Source organism: Palleronia sp. THAF1 (assembly GCF_009363795.1).
Taxonomy (GTDB): domain Bacteria; phylum Pseudomonadota; class Alphaproteobacteria; order Rhodobacterales; family Rhodobacteraceae; genus Palleronia.
Map to the genome: position 1 here is coordinate 61,614 of NZ_CP045421.1, position 18,643 is coordinate 80,256.

13 protein-coding genes are annotated in these 18,643 nt (G+C 58.4%); 6 read left to right on the forward strand and 7 right to left on the reverse strand.

The genetic code is table 11. The features are described 5' to 3' along the window. Window positions 1-680 precede the first annotated feature (680 nt). Window positions 681-1,496: a sulfotransferase domain-containing protein gene (locus FIU81_RS16510; protein ID WP_124113322.1), complete on the forward strand. Its 816-nt coding sequence runs from the start codon at window positions 681-683 to the stop codon at window positions 1,494-1,496. A 4-nt stretch (window positions 1,497-1,500) separates the two neighbouring features. Here the strand turns inward: FIU81_RS16510 and FIU81_RS16515 are convergent, their stop codons facing one another. Continuing rightward, a complete protein-coding gene (locus FIU81_RS16515) occupies window positions 1,501-2,931 on the reverse strand; it encodes a lipopolysaccharide biosynthesis protein (protein ID WP_124113324.1) in 1,431 nt (476 codons plus the stop codon). Window positions 2,932-3,304: 373 nt separating this feature from the next. Between FIU81_RS16515 and FIU81_RS16520 the strand changes: the two genes are divergently transcribed. From FIU81_RS16520 to FIU81_RS16540, 5 genes are all read left to right on the forward strand, one after another. Beyond that, complete coding sequence (locus tag FIU81_RS16520) at window positions 3,305-3,958, forward strand: hypothetical protein (RefSeq protein WP_124113325.1); 654 nt, start codon at window positions 3,305-3,307, stop codon at window positions 3,956-3,958. A 57-nt stretch (window positions 3,959-4,015) separates the two neighbouring features. Next, window positions 4,016-4,852, forward strand: a complete 837-nt coding sequence (locus FIU81_RS16525) for a family 16 glycosylhydrolase (protein WP_124113327.1) — start codon at window positions 4,016-4,018, stop codon at window positions 4,850-4,852. 88 nt (window positions 4,853-4,940) lie between these two features. Beyond that, complete coding sequence (locus tag FIU81_RS17105; protein ID WP_124113329.1) at window positions 4,941-8,048, forward strand: glycosyltransferase; 3,108 nt, start codon at window positions 4,941-4,943, stop codon at window positions 8,046-8,048. A 165-nt stretch (window positions 8,049-8,213) separates the two neighbouring features. Further along, window positions 8,214-8,459, forward strand: a complete 246-nt coding sequence (locus FIU81_RS16535; protein ID WP_124113331.1) for a hypothetical protein — start codon at window positions 8,214-8,216, stop codon at window positions 8,457-8,459. Between the two features lie 40 nt (window positions 8,460-8,499). Continuing rightward, the gene (locus tag FIU81_RS16540) at window positions 8,500-9,498 is read left to right on the forward strand and encodes a glycosyltransferase family 2 protein (protein ID WP_124113333.1); all 999 of its coding nucleotides are present in this window, start codon (window positions 8,500-8,502) and stop codon (window positions 9,496-9,498) included. Here FIU81_RS16540 and FIU81_RS16545 read toward each other — a convergent pair. The 6 genes from FIU81_RS16545 to FIU81_RS16570 all read right to left on the reverse strand — a co-directional run bounded on the left by FIU81_RS16545 (window position 9,462) and on the right by FIU81_RS16570 (window position 18,445). Then, window positions 9,462-10,763, reverse strand: a complete 1,302-nt coding sequence (locus FIU81_RS16545; RefSeq protein ID WP_124113336.1) for a glycosyltransferase family 2 protein — start codon at window positions 10,761-10,763, stop codon at window positions 9,462-9,464. The two genes, FIU81_RS16540 and FIU81_RS16545, sit on opposite strands and share 37 nt — an antisense overlap. Next, window positions 10,760-11,323, reverse strand: a complete 564-nt coding sequence (locus tag FIU81_RS16550) for a sugar transferase (protein ID WP_254696072.1) — start codon at window positions 11,321-11,323, stop codon at window positions 10,760-10,762. The genes FIU81_RS16545 and FIU81_RS16550 overlap by 4 nt, the downstream gene beginning before the upstream one ends. Window positions 11,324-12,025: 702 nt before the next feature. Then, window positions 12,026-13,123 (reverse strand): hypothetical protein, encoded by a 1,098-nt coding sequence (locus FIU81_RS16555; RefSeq protein WP_124113340.1) that lies wholly within the window; start codon window positions 13,121-13,123, stop codon window positions 12,026-12,028. 211 nt (window positions 13,124-13,334) lie between these two features. Beyond that, complete coding sequence (locus FIU81_RS16560; protein ID WP_124113342.1) at window positions 13,335-15,548, reverse strand: GumC family protein; 2,214 nt, start codon at window positions 15,546-15,548, stop codon at window positions 13,335-13,337. A 58-nt stretch (window positions 15,549-15,606) separates the two neighbouring features. Then, a complete protein-coding gene (locus FIU81_RS16565; protein WP_124113344.1) occupies window positions 15,607-16,884 on the reverse strand; it encodes an O-antigen ligase family protein in 1,278 nt (425 codons plus the stop codon). Between the two features lie 238 nt (window positions 16,885-17,122). Further along, window positions 17,123-18,445, reverse strand: a complete 1,323-nt coding sequence (locus FIU81_RS16570; RefSeq protein ID WP_152460920.1) for a UDP-glucose dehydrogenase family protein — start codon at window positions 18,443-18,445, stop codon at window positions 17,123-17,125. Window positions 18,446-18,643: the final 198 nt, after the last annotated feature.

Genomic DNA, 18,643 nt, shown 5'->3' on the forward strand with positions numbered 1-18,643 from the left:
ATAGACGAAAGACCGATCCGCGACCGCGAGAACTCCGCTTCTGCATAGCGGATATTCGAGGGCCGCCAGCACTTGCCTGCACCCCGACATATTTCCCTTTATTGATCCCGCGTTCGCCGTCCTTGGCTACTTCTCAACCGGTCAACGGGTAATGTTCTGTGTGTTGAGACGCGATCTTGGCGCTTGGCAGGCCTATGTGCGCACAAATGCAGACGGCACGTATCGGAGCATCGCAGATGTTTGTCGGCGACGCTCTGACACCGCCAGACTAAAAGAATGCCGAAGCAGGGAATGCCAACAGTTGTTCTGTTCGTACGGGACGTCGTTCGATCCATCCCTAGTTTTGGGCACTCGAGTCCTTTCATGTCGTCTGGCGAGATCGGTGTGCTTACCCTGCCGCAGCCGCCTTCTCCGGCCATTTCGCGAAGGTGATTTCGCCCCGGCGCCAGAGACATCACGCTTTGTTCTGGAAAAACAGGCAGATAACACACGGAGCTTGGTCGAAGCATTCGGCAGAGCTATGGCCGAAATAGGCTCTCTCGTAGCGTCTAGCTGATGTTCGCTCACTTCGCAGAGTTTCATTTGGATCGTTTGAAAGTGATGTAAGATGATCCTACCGAGTCGCGCTATGGTTGAGTATCAGTAACGAGTTCCCACTCCTAGAGTTGTGAGGTCTCGAAATGATCAACCTTACCGAACGTGCGAAAATTCTCGCAACTGCCGCTTTGCGCGCAAAACCTGACTTTCTGATCATCGGAGCACAGAAAGCCGGAACGACATCGCTGCACAGTTATCTGGCGCACCACCCCAAGCTAAGACCGGCCGCCGGGCGGAAGGAGCTGCATTACTTCAACTTCTACTATGATCGCAGCAATCTGGCCTGGTATCTGTCGCACTTTCCTTACAAGTTCCGCCGCGACGGTGCGCTGTTGTTCGAAGCAACGCCTGACTACCTAATGCACGACGTGGTGCCGACGCGGATCAGGCGGGATCTGGGCCCGGTCCGTATGATCGCAGTGCTCCGAGAGCCGGTCGAGAGAGCATACTCTGCGTGGCGCATGTGGCATCACTTTGCGGAAAGCAAACCCGACCTGGCGTTCAAGGCGGACAGCCGAAGCTTCGCTTGTGCAATCAACGATGAACTGTCTTCTGACACCTATCAGCAGGAAAAGCACTTCCACTACGTCCGGGCAGGCCACTATGCAGAACAGCTGGAGGCCTATCATCAGCAGTTCTGCAGGTCCGACATCCTGGTCGTGAACTACACCGAGATGAGCCGCGACTTGGGCGGTTTCCTGCAACGCATCTGCCGCTTTCTAGGCGTTGATGGTTTTACCGATGCAGCGGTCGCCGACATGGGAAAACAACGTCACTGGGTGACACCGAAGGTCGAGATGACGGACGACACGAAAGAGGCCTTGGATTGTTTGCGAAGCCACTATGCGCCCCACAACGCACGTCTGTTCGATCTACTGGGGGAACGCTGGGACTGGTAGAGACCTAAGTTCGCTCCCGACCGGTCACGCGGTGGATCAGCCTCTTCGCGGGGCCCATCAGTTCCCGCTCCGGTCCGGCAGGACGACCTGCGGCAAGCCAGAGAAGAAGAACGGCGGTCGGATAGGTCACGACACCCGCCGCAATCATGGCTGCAGCCTTCAGGGCCTGAAGCCCCATGTCGCCATCGCCCATCTGCACCCCAACCAGATAGACAACCGTCGCCATGATCGCGGCCCCGGCAAGCGAACGCCAGTTGATCCGGATCTGCTCTGTAACGCTCAGATCCAGGATCTGCCGCACCAAATACAGATTCACGCCAATACTAATGATCGCCGCAATCGAACGGCCTATCAATAGGCCGACGAAACCGCCTGCCAGCAGACCGAGCAACGTAAGCGGCACGCGAATACACAGGTTAATAAGGCTGCGGTTGAACAGAACCTTCGAACGCCCCGTCCCCATCGCGAGCGGTTGCACCATTCTGGCGATGGTTTGTATCGCAAAGATACTGGCCAGGAATTGAATCACCAGGGCGGCTTGCTGCCATTGCTCCCCCAACGCCAAAAGAACCAACGGTTCAGCCGCAACGGCAAGCCCCACCCCAAGGGGAAGTGCCAACAGCGTAAGGAGCGATTGCGCCCGTTGATACGCGCGGGTGAGACGTTCCTTGTCGTCGGCGAGCTTGGCGAAGCCGGGAAAGACCGCCTGTGAAATGGGCTGCGTCGCCTCACGCGTCGGCAGGTTTGCTAGCCGATCCCCGACGGAGTAGTAGCCAAGCAGAGTATTTCCCAAAAAGTAGCCAAGAGCCAACTGGTCGAAACGGTAATTGATGGTATTGACCGCCTGCCCCAAGCCAACCCAGATTGAAAATGACATCAAGTCGCGCCACTTCGATGTATCCCATCGGGGCCTGTACGGCTGGATGACGTAGGACAGCACCAGCGAGGTCGCCTGTCCCGCGATAATGCCAAGGATCAGGGCCCAGTAGCTTTGCCAGATCAACGCTACGACCACCGCGACGATGAAAGCGGCCAACTTGTCGGCCGAACGCGTCGCAAAATCCTGCCAGAAGACCAGATCGCGTGACATCTTCGCCAGTCGTGGATTGATCGCCCCGATCACCAGGGTGGAAAGCCCCAAGGCGATGAAGATTTCGAACAAGCGCGGATCGCCGTACAAAGCGGCTGCAGGAATACCCGCAATCACCAGCACAACGGCGACGCAGGCCGCGCGCAGGAAATTGAGCGTGAAGGCAGTGTTGTAATGGGTATCAGTCGGGTTCTTGTGCTGGACCAACGCTTGGGCAAGCGACAATTCCGTCATGGACGTGACGATCGCAGAGATCGATAGAGCGATAGCCACAAGGCCGAAGTCTTCGGGGACGAGCAACCGGGCAAGCAACAACGTGTTCGCAAATCCGATCAGGCTGATCACAACCCGTGATGCCGCGATCCACGTCGCACCGCGCGCCAGTTGTCCACTTATTCCTAGAATATTCTTGCCCGCCGTCTTTACCGAGAAACCGATTGCGACAGTCTCTTGCCGTGCCTTGAGAAGTAGCGTGTTCTTCTTGATTGGCCGCTACGAGTCTAGCGAAATTTTCCGCAAAGATGCGACACAACTTATACGTGATGATTGAAAAGACGCACCGGAGAGGGCGCACACCACTCCTGGCAAATCAAAAGTATTTTTCGATTGTTTGTCGCTCAGCCGCACGTGTTATCCACAGTAGATGGACCTACTTCGCCTTCTGCGCGTTTTACAAAATAACCCTGTACAAATTTTCATCTAGTATGCGGGAGCTATCATGATGATATCACGCGAAGTGCCGATCGTAACCACGCCTCAAATTGGTGCTGTTCTTCTGGCGGGTGCCGGAGTTGCGCTTTCGGTCTGCGGTGTTGTTGTGGCGCTGAATGGTGTCTCGATAGCAGTATATTTTCGAGACCCCGCGGCCAGCTTCGGTTTTACGCCGCTCGCCGGGATGATATCGCACCTTGGCGTCTTCGCGCTGGCGGGCTCGGGTGTTATTTGCATCTTCGCTTCGAACTTCAGCGCATCGGCGCGAGGCCTGCTGAGAGCCGCGGGGACCTTTAGTCTGTTGATTGCCGTCGACGATTTCTTCATGCTGCACGAGGATATCCTGCCGCGCCTTGGCGTATCTGAACTGGTCACCTACGCGATTTATGGCGGTTTTGCGGGTCTGATTGGCGTAGCATTCCGAACAAAGTTGCTCGGCAGTGCTCATTTCGGGCTTCACATTGCCATCGCGTTCCTTGCAGCCTCTGTCGTTTACGACATGGTCGCCGAGTTTTCTCAGACGCAGGCGGTGATAGAGGATTCCTTGAAGTTCATCGGGCTTGTGATGTGGTCAGCGTATTGGATCAAGCGCGCGAGCCTCGAGATCGAATCGTCCCGCCAAACGGAGTTTGGCCATATGCACGCACACGAATTGAGTTAGGGTCTTCTACGCATAGTTTGCCCATGAGACCTTCGACGAACAAGCAAGGATGCCTCTATGTCGATCCGCACGGCCACAGCTCTTATAACCACTGCTTTTCTTGTTTGTCCGTTGGCGTCTTCGGCGCAAGAGGCCTTCTTCGACGACTTCGAAACACTGGACCGGGATCGCTGGTTCATCTCTGATGGCTGGACGAACGGCCCGCACCAGAACTGCTTGTGGAGCAAAGATCAGGTGTCGGTGTCTGACGGTCGGTTGAACCTGTCGTTGACCGCTTCCGCACCAGACGAGTGGGGAATGGAACGCGGGGCTGAAGAGGGTAAGAGTGCTGAGCAGAATGCGCAGAAAACCTCCGATGGTCCCGGTCTGCGGTGTGCCGAGATTCAAACCAACAAGCGGCATGATTTCGGAACGTTCGAAGTACGCATGAAGGTGCCCTATGCCGAAGGGATGAATGCCAACATGTTCACCTTCATTGGCGCACCGCAGGATAAACCACACAACGAGATCGACTTCGAATTTCTCGCCCGCGACGAGCCTGTTCTCCAAACGAATTTCCACACCGCAGAAAGCAGCACCAACGAAGAGCTGCATCCGATGCAAAACGATCAGACCTTCCGCACTTACTCCTTCGTCTGGGAGCCTGACCGCATCCGCTGGTTCATCGATGGCGAATTGATACGCGAAGCAACCGCCAATACCCTACCCGACGCACGGCAAAAGCTATACCTCAGCCTGTGGTCCACTGATCAACTGACCGATTGGATGGGCACCTTCGACCCCGCCACGGCACCCCATTCGCTTGAAGTAGATTGGATCGCCTACACACCCGCAGGGCAAAATTGCGCCTTCTCGGAGTCGGTCCTCTGCAAGCAAGACGTGTCTGTAGAGTAGACCTGCGGCCCGCGAGCGGTCGACGCTAAGCCTGCCAAGCCTACATGCGGAGGTGTCCCTGAATACCGGCGTCTGACGGAGAATAGGCATGAGGCGATTACTGTATCTTTCTCATGATCTAGACGACGTTGCGATCTGGCGGCGCACCGCGATGTTGCGTCAGGCCGGCGTTACCGTCGACCTGGCAGGGTTCCGCCGCGGCGATGGTCCTTTGCCGGGGCCAGCGATCGTCTTGGGGCAGACAGCCAACGCAAGGATGGTATCGCGCGCGCGCTCCGTTCTCGGCCAGCGGCTTTCGATGCATCCTGACGTTCTGGCCCTGCCCCGCCCCGACGCTATCATGGCCCGCAATCTTGAGATGCTGGCGATCGCCGTACCGCTGCGTGCGCGACTTGCTGCAGGGCGACCTCTGCCGCTGACGTATGAAGTGCTCGACATCCATCGCCTGATGCTTGGCGAAGGGCTGGTCCGCCGCCGTCTGCGTACGATCGAGCGGTCGCTATGCCGTGACGTGGACCGGTTGCTTGTCTCTTCGCCCGCCTTCTTGCGCGAATACTTCCAGCCCCGAAACCAGTTCGACAGGCCGACGACCTTGGTTGAGAATAAGGTCTTCGGAGAAGTGCCGTCTCCGCCCCGGCGCCCGGACCGGACCGACACTCTCAGGATCGGCTGGTTCGGCATCCTGCGCTGCGCGGTGTCATTGCGGCTGCTGGACGAAGCGACGCGAGCCAACCCAGGCAAGATGTCAGTAACCCTGCGCGGTCGCCCTGCGCTGGACGAACTTCCCGATTTCCACGACCTCGTCGACGCCAACCCCGATCTGCAATTCGCCGGCCCCTACGTCTATCCCGACGACTTGGCCGAAATCTATGGTGGCGTGGATTTGGCTTGGCTTGTTGATCGCTACGACGCTGGACGAAACTCGGACTGGCTTTTGCCCAATCGCCTGTACGAAAGCGGTCTGAATGGAGTCCCCCCGATCGGGTTGGCCGGAACAGAGGTCGCGAACCGGATGCGCGCGCTTGGGATCGGCGTTACAGTGGATGCTGCCTCCACCGCGGCAGTCCAAAGTGCTCTGACGCGGATCACCCCAACGAAGTTGGCCGACCTGCGGCATGCGCAAGATGCGGTTCCGCGCAGTACATGGATCACGGAAGAGCAGGAATGCCGCGCGCTGGCCGAAGACATCTTCGAGACGGCCGCCCCTGCCCCCATCGCCGTGCCGGATAAATCCAACGGCTTGCTCGTCTGCATCCCGACACTGAATGAGGCTGCCCATATCGGCGATGTGATAGATTCCCTCGCCCCTGCTCTGACGCAATTAGCCGGTTCCGGCACGCCCGCGCGCCTTGTCATCGCCGACGGTGGGTCGAAGGATGCGACGCGGGAAGTTGCCCAAGAACGGGCCGCAGCGCATGATGATTTGGAATGTCATGTCATCGACAACCCCAAACGGCTGCAAAGCGCTGCGATCAATCTGGCTGTGGCGCAGCATGGCACGGGCATGGAATGGCTCCTACGGGTCGATGCCCATGCCGCCTACCCATCCGACTACGTGGAAAAACTACTGGACGAAGCCCGCGAGACCGGCGCCGATAGCGTTGTCGTCGCCATGCATGCTGTCGGAGAAGGCAATCTGCAAAGTATCATCGCCGCCGCGCAGAACTCCAAGCTGGGCAATGGTGGCGCTGCCCATCGTACAGGTGGCACGGGTCGCTGGGTAGATCACGGCCATCACGCCCTCATGCGCCTCAGTGCCTTCGCCAGCGTCGGTGGCTACGATGAGACGTTCTCTCACAACGAGGACGCCGAACTGGATATCCGCTTGGCACAGGCCGGGTATCGGATCTGGATGACGACGCGAACCGGGCTCGACTACCTACCGCGCAAAAGAATACGGCCCCTTTTGCGACAGTACTGGAACTTCGGCCGCGGTCGGGCACGAACGGTGCGCAAGCACCATCTGCGCCCGAAGGCCCGCCAGGGCATCGTTATTGCCGTCGCTCCCGCTGTCGCACTCCTTCTGTTGTCCCCGCTGCACCCGATTTTCCTGCTCCCCGCTTTTGCATGGGTCCTCGCCTGTCTGGCCGGGGGCGTGGCGCTGGCCCGGTCATCAGGCGACCCGAAGATGATCGCGGCTGGCCCCATCGCCGCCGCGATGCATTTGGCATGGTCTGCCGGGTTCTGGCGGCAGATCCTCCTTGGGTCGAGCCACCCCGTTCCGCGCCCCGATCCCGTCGACGGTCCGATCCCACCGGGGCCTGTGGCCGTTGGCATCTGCACTTTCCGCCGACCTGGACTGCAGGACACGCTGGATACGCTGGAACAGCAGACGCTGCCGGAAGATGTCCCCGTCACCTTAGTCGTCGCCGACAATGATGACACCCCAAGCGCGCGCGATCTGGTAGAGGCCTTCGCAGCAAAGTCCCGGCATACGGTCATCTACCTGCACGCCCCACGCGGCAATATCTCTATCGCGCGCAATGCGATCCTCGACTGCGCCGAGACTATGGACTTCCGCCGCCTAGCCTTCATCGACGACGATGAACTGGCTCCGCCGGATTGGCTAGGCGCCCTTCTGTCGCGGCTTGCCCGCAACGACGCCGAAGCTGTCGTTGGTCCAGTCTATGCCAGCTATGCCCCCGACGCGCCTGAATGGATGACCAAGCTTCGCATTCACGACACCCTGCCGGAATTGGATCAAAGCGGGCGCCCTATCGCCGGTCATAGCTGCAACATCGCAATGGATCTGCGCGCCCCGTCGATCAAAGGCCGGCGCTTTGATTTGGACCGGGGTCTCTCAGGCGGTGAAGACACCGCCTTTTTTGAGGCCGCTCGCCGCGATGGCGCGCGCCTAGGCTATGCGCCCAACGCTGCATTGAACGAGAACGTGCCGACTTCTCGGGCAAGTCTAGGCTGGCTGTTGCGGCGTCGCTTTCGCATGGGTCAAACGCATGGCAGTCTTCTGCGTAAACAAACCACTTGGGCGCAGCGACCCATCGCTGTTCTGCGTGCGCTGGCAAAACTGACCTATTGCGCGACGGGTGTGTTATTGACCGCGCCCGTAGAGGCGTCCCGCAATCGAACTCTTTTGCGCGGCTCACTACATGCCGGCACGATCACCGCTCTGCTGGGCGCAAGAACCGTGGAAATCTACGGAGATAAAAATGCAACTTCGCCAGGAGCCGACTCGTGACTAATATTGCTCAGACGAGTATCAGCTACTACTTAAGGGGTGTAACTACCCGAATTTGCCAGAAAGTCTTCTTTTCTCCCGACAAACGCCCAATCGATAGGCGTCTTTTGCCACAATTGTGGCGCAAGCCGACCCGACCATGTATGCCCGATCCTGGAGTGGCTGATGAAACTAGCGGTATTCTTGCTGACCCTCGTGGCGACAACGGGCGCAGCAATCGCTTTGGGCATCTATGCAGAGTTCGGCGCCTTGAAGACCACCGCATTTGCGATCTGCGTTTGGTTTGTTACTCAAATGGCGTACGTCGTCTTCGTAGGCATCTTGACCGCGACGTCTCGCGGCTTGTCAAAAGAGCCAGTTCCGAACGTCCGAGACATCTCAGTAAACGGACCGCCGACGCAAAAAGACTGACACCTGCTGCAACTAAAGCGGTCTGGAAGGCTGCCCGAGCATGACCGTCAGATCCAACGGCGTCTCCGTTCTGGTGGCCTCCTTCAATGCGGAAGCCACAATCCAAACGGCCATACGATCGGCCCTCCGCGATCCCGGAACATTGGAAGTTTTGGTGATCGACGACGCCTCTACAGACGCGACTGCCAAGCTCGTCGAGGAGGAGGCCCGTTCCGATGCGCGCGTGCGATTGTTCAGACAGTCCGCCAACGCCGGTCCCGGCGCCGCTCGCAATCGCGGGATAGACGAAGCACGAGGCTCGCACATTGCCGTGCTGGACTCGGACGACTTCTTCCTCCCGGATCGTCTGCACTTACTCGGCGACACCCACAAATGCGAGCTGATCGCAGATAACATCATTTTTACGAATCCTGAGCAAGTCGACACTGTGTGCTCTCGTGATTGGACATCCACCGCTCCCGATTTCACGCCCTGCGAGCTATCATCCTTCGTCACAGGAAACCTGAAGGATCAGGGGCCCGCACGGGGAGAGCTGGGCTTCCTGAAGCCCGTCATGTCGCTGACTTTCTTGAACACACATGGGCTGCGCTATGACGAAACGATGCGCCTGGGAGAGGACTACGATCTTTATGTGCGCATGATGTTGGCCGGAGGGCGCATGAAAACGACCCTACGGCCAGGCTACGGCGCCGTAGTGCGCTCCGGCTCGCTCTCCGCACAGCACAGCACGCACGATCTTGGACTATTCGCGGAAGCACTGGCACGGCACTTGGACGCCCCCGACATTCCCAAGCCAGCCCTCAAGCCGATGCGACAGCATCTACACGAAGTGCGCGCGAGATGGGCACACCGTCGATTCCTCGACCTCCGCCGCGAAATAGGAAATGCCGCAGCCATCCGCTACGCCGCACATCCCAGCCGATTCTCGGCAATTAGCGGCGGTATCGCTCGGGACAAGCTGGGCTTCACTGCGCACGCGGGCGCGGCCCTGCCCGAATGCGGCTACCGATTGCTGCTTGATCCCTCGACTGAAGATTGACCAAAAGGCGCAACCATTCGGCCTTGTTTTCCGCCATTATCCAAAAGTTGGGCTCTGTCCCAAGTGGCAACAAAACCCAAGGCGTCAACGCTTTCTGAACCAACTGCGATCAGATGTAGTGGCCCCTGAGCCGACCAAGTATTCAGCTTGCTGGCCAACACTCTGTGCTTGGCGGGTGCGTCTTCCGCAGAAACCGACAGCGGTTCGGTATGCATAAAGATTGCATCGGATGGAGCATCAATGAAATCCAAGGCCGATCGGGTTCCCAAAACCACCGTTCGCGCCCGCTCACCGTTGCCTGCGATTTCAATAGCACGCTTTCGCCGACGACGGTCCGAAACGCTTTCACACAGTGGCATAAAAAGCTGAGGGTGACGCATCAGCACCTTGGCAGCAACAAACCACGCCCGCGCCTTGATGGCACTGACCAGACGTTCGTATCGCAGGGCCCGCCGCAGTTCTTGCCCGCGCCTGTCGGCCGCCTTCGACACCTCCCTTACGTCCGCTTTTGCGATAAGATCATCGTTGCTCGCGATGATCGCAGCAAGAGCATCCTCCGAAAGACGATGCGACAGTGACGCCGTATGCCTACGATACAAATACAATGGCAATGGGAGAACATGCATTGGTGGACCGGCCAGTAGAAGTCTCAGGTAAAAATCGAAATCTTCTCCAACTGACAATCGCGTATCGTACCGCAGACCCTCGATCCTGGAGCGCGCGATAAGGGGCTTGAGATATCCCAACGAACCAATCCCCTGCGGTCCTATATCACTGCGTACAAGATCGGCCGCATTAACGGTTGTATTGCTGTCGATGCCGAGGCTTTGCAGGAGAGTCTCTTCGCCAGCATCCGCCGCACCGAAGGGAACAAGATCATCGGCAATCATGTCGGTCCCAGCCTCACCTGCGGCAGCCAACAACAGTTCTATCCGGCGGGGGTGTAGAACATCATCGGAATCGACGACGGCAATCCAATCGCCACGAGAGGCATCAAGTGCCGCGTTACGCGCAGACGCAACGCCGACGTTGCGGTCCCTCAAGATGACACGGATACGTTCATCGGTCGCTGCGAGCCGGGACAGGATCGCGACACTATCGTCGGTCGAAGCGTCATCGACAACAACCAACTCCAGGCGGCTATGGGTCTGCGCAAACACTGAGCAAACCGCTGCGGCTAGAAAAGGTCCGCCACAGTAGTTTGCCATGATGATCGAAACGAGCGGCGCACCGCCGTCGGAACCGCCGACCCAATCCGAGGTCACGACGTCTCCGAAGACCGCATCGCCGCAGGCAAGGTACGCGCCAAAATTATGACATCGGTCAGGTCATTGCGCTTGGTGACATACTTGCGGTCAAAGGCAACTCGGCGACCGTAACTTGTCGAATTGCGACCACTGACCTGCCACAGACCAGTAATGCCGGGGCGCGCACTCAAATAGTGACGCTGCGACCGACCGTAGCGCAGGAGCTCATCAGCCTTAACAGGACGCGGGCCCACCAAGCTCATCTCGCCTTTGACGACGTTGATAAGTTGCGGCAGCTCATCAAGACTAAGCTTGCGGAGTACGCCGCCTACACGAGTAACACGCGGATCGTCTTTGAGCTTTTGCGTCTCCTCCCACTCGATCCGTGCAAGAGGATTTCGCGCAAGGTGGTCGATAAGGATCTGGTCGCCGTTCGCGTCCATCGTACGAAATTTCATACAGGAGAACGGACGGTTGTTGTAGCCGACACGCGTGTGGCCATAGAGGGCACCGCCAGAGGAGGTGGCTGCGACAAGGGCCGCAAGGCCCAGCATGAGGGGCGCCAGAAGGATCAGCATTGTCACAGATACGGTGACATCTATCAGACGCTTAAAACCACCCCCAACAGGGGAAGGTACGTTTCCGTAGATCCTCCGGCCAGTCGATTTGCCTAACCCTATTATCCTATGCTCAGCTCGGTCTTCAACGGGCACGGCCCCTGAACTTAACAATCTTTTCATCGGTCGTTCCCACATTTCGTATTCTCGCCAAGCCTATCAGCCCAGACCGAATTTCATTTCCACCAAGCGCATCGCACTTTTCCATCGCCGCTCGTTCAGCTCTGTTCACTGACGACGGGACGGCCCCCTGTGCATGCGGATGCTTGCTCACAACGTAGACACGATTGCTGCACTTGCAAACGTCCCTAAATCTACACGCGACAATCCGCCGATATCGTAAGACGTTTACAGGCCTCTTAATAACTACGCAGACATTCACGTCCGAGTGGAGTCTCGCATTTTGTTTCTTACGTCCAACAACAAACGGACTCCTGTATTCGTTCCAACAAAAGGTTTATACGATACGGTATTCTATTGGATGCACATCAAATCACCTAAATAACTGATGATATTGTATTATTATACTCTGCCGGAAAATGTGCCGAAAAGATACGCAGATACGCGCGGATCGTGGTCAGGATGAGAACCCATTGCTCTTGGAATGACGAACTCCTGAGCTATCCCCGGCAAAGCACATATCTGACGCTGTTCGAAGCGCTTTTACTGGCTTCCAGACAAGGACTCACCATCCTCATTCATCATGCTGTCGAGAGAAGTATCGCTGCGCTGCAGCAATGTTGTGGAGGGTTCGAGAGAGATGGTCGGAAGGGTAACTTCAAGCACGTCGCCGCCGCGGATCGTGTCGGTTCGCCCAACCTGTATCACGCCGATATCCGGTCCAGCGCCGCGTGTGATCTCTAGCAGAGGTTCCGCATCACCAATAGCCGTCAACAAACCAGAACCTGTGTCGGACGCCTCGGAGTAAAGCGCGGCCTGTGTCTCCATCTGAACCCGAATACGCTTGATGGCCTCTGATTGGCTTTGGATACTCTCGACTAGGTTCCGGCGACGCGTGTTGATTAGGTCCAAGCGATCGCGCTGCGTCTCGTTCAAGCTCTGTTCGGCGTTCAGCCGGGCAGTTTCAAGCTCCAACCTGCGGACTTGCTGGTCGGCGACCTGGCGCTCTAAGTCGCTTCGCCGGCTGGACGTCGTCAAGCCACGTTCGGCAAGCTGGGTGATATTCGCCAACTCTTCGTCGACGATCTCTTGCTGGCGCTCACGCAGGTCGATCTGCTGCGCCAACCGTTCGATACGTTCTTCCAGAAGGGCTTCCAACTCGTCCAACTGCTCTAGGTTAGACTGCAGAGACTCGTCGCGAACACTCTTGATCTGCTTTTCCCGCTCAATCAGCTCTTGCCCGAAGGAGGTTCGGGTCAGCGATTCCGGCGGCTCTATGCTGCGATCATTCAGCTCTGCGCTTAGCCGCGCGAGTGTCGCAAGTCGGCCCGAAAGCTCAATCTCTAGGACGCGATAGGAACCAACGGCGTTCAACAGAGATCTGTCCCCACGCACCAGATCCGCGGCAGGGTTGTCTATTCCCTGCGCCAACGCAATGGCTTGCAGCACTGTCATACCAGGTTGGAACGGATGCTGCCCCGGCGCGCGCACATCGCCGATCACATAGACCGGCGGGTGACTGAGGATGGTGACGCTGACACGTATTTGGTCGCGAAGCCCCATGTTGCCTTCGATCCGGGATTCCACGATCTGAGCAAAACTTTCCGGTGAAAGGTCCGCGCTATCCAGCGTTCCGGCCATGGGTAGCGTTACAAGCCCCTCGGCCCCGATCGGGTAGGTTCCGCCAAGGTTCTCCCACTGCGTATAAGTCTCCTGAACGGCATCCCAACGCCCCACCCGAACTTCAATCGATTGTCCCGGTTCCAGCTGTACCGTGTTGGTGTCCTCTTGGGCGCCAACAGGAAGGGGTAGCACCCCGAGGCCTACAACCAGAGTGCGGAAACAGAAGACCCTAAGCATAAGTCTCACGTTCTTCGTAACTTCCAGGCGTCATGTACTTACGTGCCGTGCGCAGCTTTGCCCCTTCCAGAACGCTGGTTGCCAGGCGGGCTTTGCACTGCGGGTGATCGGATATCGCCTCGGACGCCAGAGCGGGACGAATGGCGCCCCATGGAATCCGAAGAATAGCCAGGTCGTACACAGAGGAGAGCGGACCGTACTCGACTGCGCCGCTCAGGGGTTCTGCCTCGATCAGAACGTAGTCAAAATTGGCGCGCAAATGATCGACGATGGCTTCGACGTCATAGGGTCGCCCATTCGGCTGATCTGTGGTCGCATAATCATCCAACAGACCATCCATCCCTGTCATGGTGTATCCGTTTCGGCCCGCGCCCGGCACTTTGGTAAGCTCTGCCTCTGACCGATCCACCAGAAGCACGCGCTCCATACCGCGCGCCAGACGCTCGGCCAATCGAGCCGGCAGTTGACTGTCATTGCTATCGAACGAGACCAACGGCACGAGCGACACGATCGTACCAGCCTCGTTCCCGCCCATCGTCTCACAACTGCGCGCAAGACGGTCTACCGTTCGTTGTGTCGTGCGCTCCGCCGCTTCGGACGACCCGTGCGACTGCACTGGGATCAGTCCCGCACAGTCCAGATCGAGCTGCCGCCGGATCTCTGATGCCGACCGTAGAGGCTTCGGCCTCAACTCGAGTGCGGCGGCGATCATGACGCCGATGAGACCGCCCAACAACAGGCCAGACATCAGCATCGATTTCTTCTGGGGGCTCGACGCGCCATCCGGCACCTCGGCCGGGGAGATCACCTTGACTGACGCGATGGGAAAACCCTGTTGTTGGGAAGTCACCTCGTATCGTTCGAGATAGTCGCGATAGATGCTCGCGTATGTATCGGCGATAGCCTCTAGCTGGCGCAGACGACCCCGCACGGCGACATTGGCGTCGCTGGTGTCTGTGGCAGCTTGCAAGTTCGAGCGGAGCGACTCTTCGCGACTACGGGCGACCTCATAGGCGATACGCGCACTTTCTGTGACTTGCTCCAATTCATTGCGAATGATGGATTGCAGTTCATCTATGCTCTGCCCCAATTCAACGGCCTGGGGGTGATCTTCCCCGAAGCGGTCGACCAGGCGGCGGTAGCGCATGCTGGCATCAAGGTATTCTCGGCGCAATTCTTCGACCAACGAATCCGATGCCCCGCCAGTATCAGGCACAGCGACAATGGGTTCGCCTGCATCGGCCCGATCCAACAACGATTGCAGGCTGTCCAATCGCGCCCGTGCCCCTGCCGTATCAGCGCCAGAGGCCACCAGTTCGCTGGCCAGTTCAGATTGCTGCTGTTCGGTCAGAAGATTGCCGCGGACCTCGACCAAGCCATTTTCGGCTCTGAACCGTTGTACCGCTGAGCCTGCTTCGAGGCTTTGCTTCTCCAGGGTAACAAGCCTTTCCTGCAACCAGTCGGCGGCATTGCCGGCCACCTGCCCGGCGACTTCCAGCTGGAAACGCTCATAAGTCTGTCCATAGGCACGAGCGATACGCGCACTGCGCACTGGGTCAAAACCACTATAACCTATCTCGATAACAAAGCTGCGCCGCACGCGGGATACCGAAAGATTCTGCCGTAGAATCGAAGCCGCACGATCGCGGGGGGTGACGTCTAGGTCTATGACGTCGGACGCATCATTTTCCTGGGTCGCATCGTCGGCCTGAGTGCTCCTCTCGTTTCGCTGGGGCTCTGGCGGAGACAGTAATTCAGCCAGTGGTTCGGTAAGATACGACACCAAACCCAAGACTTCCTCGGTAGCACCGACAGGAGGGTTCAGAAAATCTTCATCGGCATCGAGTCCCAATCGGTCGACAACATCGTACGCCAACGCCTTCGACTTGATGATTTCGACTTCGCTTTCGATAGAAGAGTCCGACAGAACCGCATTCGGCAAAGGGGAAACCTGGTTGAGTAAGTCTGCGCGTTCTTCATCCAGCAAGACCGTCTCGACTGCCGTGTAGCGCGGTACCGACCCCAGGATCGCGGCAATCGCAAGAACAGCTCCGATCAATGCACACACCCCCACAATCGGGGCCTGCCGCCGAGCGGCACGCATCAATCGGGAAAAGTCGATCTGAAAGTCGTCACGTCCCCCACCATCCGACGGCGTATTGGGCGGACGGCTGTGCGAGAAGACGCGTTCTTGAACGGGGTCCATCAAGTTTCCTTGTAGGTTGTGCCGCGCCCTGCACGACTTGGAGGTCTACAGGCCCGCATCATCGCGCTGCCGTTGTTTTTGAAAAAAGGCCAGAAAGATCGCTCGTTCCGGCCTGCGCGCCGCGCCAGCCTGCGGTCTTGGTTCGGATGTGGACGTGATCGAACAGGTGGACGATGACGAAACTGACCAAGAAAGATCCGGCGGTGTAGGCAGTGATGAAATCCACCTCTGCTCCGGATCGAACGAGGAAGAGAAGCGACAGACCAGAACAGATCATGACCGATCCAGTGCCCCTACGCTGGAGTATTGCCGTTATGGGCATGGCGACAAGCAGCACGCAAATTCCGCCCACGAGAATCAGGCCCAGAATACCAAGCGCCACATAGCTTTCGATCAGAAGGTTATGGAAGTGGAACCCCGTGCGTCCGGTGATGAAGAACTCTTCCCAAAGCTGTTCGGCCTCGGGACGTCCGTGGGTCCAGAAAGCATTGTATCCCAGTCCGAACGTCGGGTTCCGAGCCCCGATCTCGATGGCCTGGTTCCAAAGGTAGGTGCGTCCGGTCAGGGTGGAGTCCTTGCCGAATGCGGCGAGGACAGCGTCGAATACCCCTGCCCTGAACGCCGCCAGGGCGGCCCCCGCAGTCGCGCTCAATAGCAGGCAGATGGCAGAAAAACGCAGACCACGTTCCAATGCAAAGAGACCGCGCACCATGAAGATTGCAGCGAAGGCCGCCCCGGCCGACAAGAGCGATGTGGCCGAATCCGATTTCAGCAAAAGCCAAACGGCCATTCCCATCGCCCCGACGGCAAGCGGCCAGAGAACAAAATGCGTGCGGTAAATTGCCAAGAGGCCTAAGGCGAAAATCATCGTCAGGGTCGCAAAGTAGCCAAGCTGGTTCTTCGAAGCGAACGCGCCCTGAAACGCGTAGGAGCCATCGACGTAGTCGTATGAATAGCTTCCGTTCATGGCCGAGTAGACCAGAACAGCCAGTCCCCCCAGCGTCCCGCCCAGTGCAAGGTTCGGAACCGAAACCATCCGTGCCGCAACAATTCCACAGAATATCGTGGTCGCGTATTGGATGGCGCTCCGAAGTGTGACGGATGGAACGTCGCTCCACGCGGTGGACAGTAGGAACGCAACGGGCAGCAATGAAAGCACAAGGATCGGCGCAGGATTCCGAAGCAGGATGCGCGGCGCCAGCGCAACCGGCAGAAACCAGACCGCGTAGAAGGCCAAGATAGAGATTTGGCCCAGTCGGACAGAGTAGGCAAAGACGTAGAGTGACAGGGCAACTGCAGCGATCGCATAAATCGCGTTGCCGTCAGGGTCCGTCAACTTTCTTCGGTCAATGACCAAAACGATGCCTCCCTGATCAGGTCTCGCCGGAAGCCGAGGACAATTTTGCGCGGTTAAATCTGTTAGCGCGCGAGGTCACGGTTCAGGTCCAAGATAAATCGTTTGCCGTGAATTTCTCCGACCAAAGTGGCTACGGGTCTCCAATGTGCAGGACCCAGTTACCACTTATGAACGATCATTTCACCTTGTCACGGTGCCGCTGCCGCCGTCCTGAGGCTCAGGTTGTTCCGAAACCTTTGCGACCCACCGCGTCGTACGCGGTGAAGCCCGCGCGTTCCACGTCGACTGCGGCGTAGACGTTGCGCAGGTCGGCCATACGCGCCTGCCGCATCGAACTGGCGATCTGGCTCAGATCCAGGGCGCGGAACTCGTTCCATTCGGTCAGGATGACCAGCAGATCGGCGTCCTGCGCGGCGTCGTAGGCATCGGCGTGCCAGCTGACGCCCGGCAGCAGCTTCTCACCCTCATGTCGGCCTTGCGGATCGCAGACGCGCACCTCTGCCCCGCCGCCCACGAGCGCGGGTACGATGGTAAGGGACGGCGCGTCGCGCATGTCATCGGTGTTGGGCTTGAAAGTCACGCCCAGCACCGCCACACGCTTGCCGTTGAAACTGCCGTCGCACAGGTCGCGCAGCTTTTCGGTCATGCGGCGCTTCATCTCTTCGTTCACCTCGATCACCGCTTCGGTGATGCGCATGGGGGCCGCGTGTTCCTGCCCGATGCGGGCCAGAGCCTTGGTATCCTTTGGGAAGCAGGATCCGCCGTAGCCTGGCCCCGCATGCAGGAACTTGTTGCCGATGCGCCCGTCCAGACCCATGCCGCGGCTGACCTGCTTGATGTCGGCGCCGACGCGCTCGCACAGGGACGCGATCTCGTTGATGAAGGTGATCTTCGTCGCAAGAAAGGCGTTGGCGGCGTATTTGATCATCTCTGCCGATTCCAGATCGGTCACGACGATGGGAAACTCGCGCAGGAACAGCGGGCGATAGATTTCCGACATGACATCGCCGGCGCGGTCGGACTGCACGCCGACGACCACGCGGTCGGGGCGCATGAAGTCATCGATGGCGGCGCCTTCGCGCAGGAACTCGGGGTTCGAGGCGACCTCGAAATCCAGATCGGGGTTCGCCTGCGCCACGACCTCGGCCACCTTGCGGTTGGTGCCGACGGGAACGGTGGATTTCGTGACGATGACGACGCCCGGATCGGCGACGCGGGCGACTTCTTCTGCGGCGGCCATCACGTAGGTCAGATCGGCGTAGCCATCGCCGCGCCGTGTGGGCGTTCCAACGGCGATGAAAACGGCCTGCACACCGCTCAGCGCGGCGGCCAAGTCCGTCGTGAAGCCCAGCCGCCCGGCAGCGACGTTCTTCGCCATCAGGACGTCTAGACCCGGCTCGTAGATCGGCACTTCGCCGCCCTGCAACCGTTCGATCTTGCCGGCGTCCTTGTCGACGCAGATCACATCGTGGCCGAAATCCGAAAAGCACACACCCGAAACAAGGCCCACGTAGCCGGTGCCGATCATCGCGATTTTCATGAGTCGTACTCTCTTCCAAAGGTGCCCGTCAGAAGATGGGGGGCAAACATCAGGTGTCAATTCTGCACTGCAGAAAGTCTATCTGACCGACGTGCAAGTGAACACGGTGGGTATCCGCTGTGGTTGCATCAAGCACCACGCTCCTGACTTTTTCCATCCATCGCCTTCGTAGACTTGTGAAGACGCTGTGATTGCTTG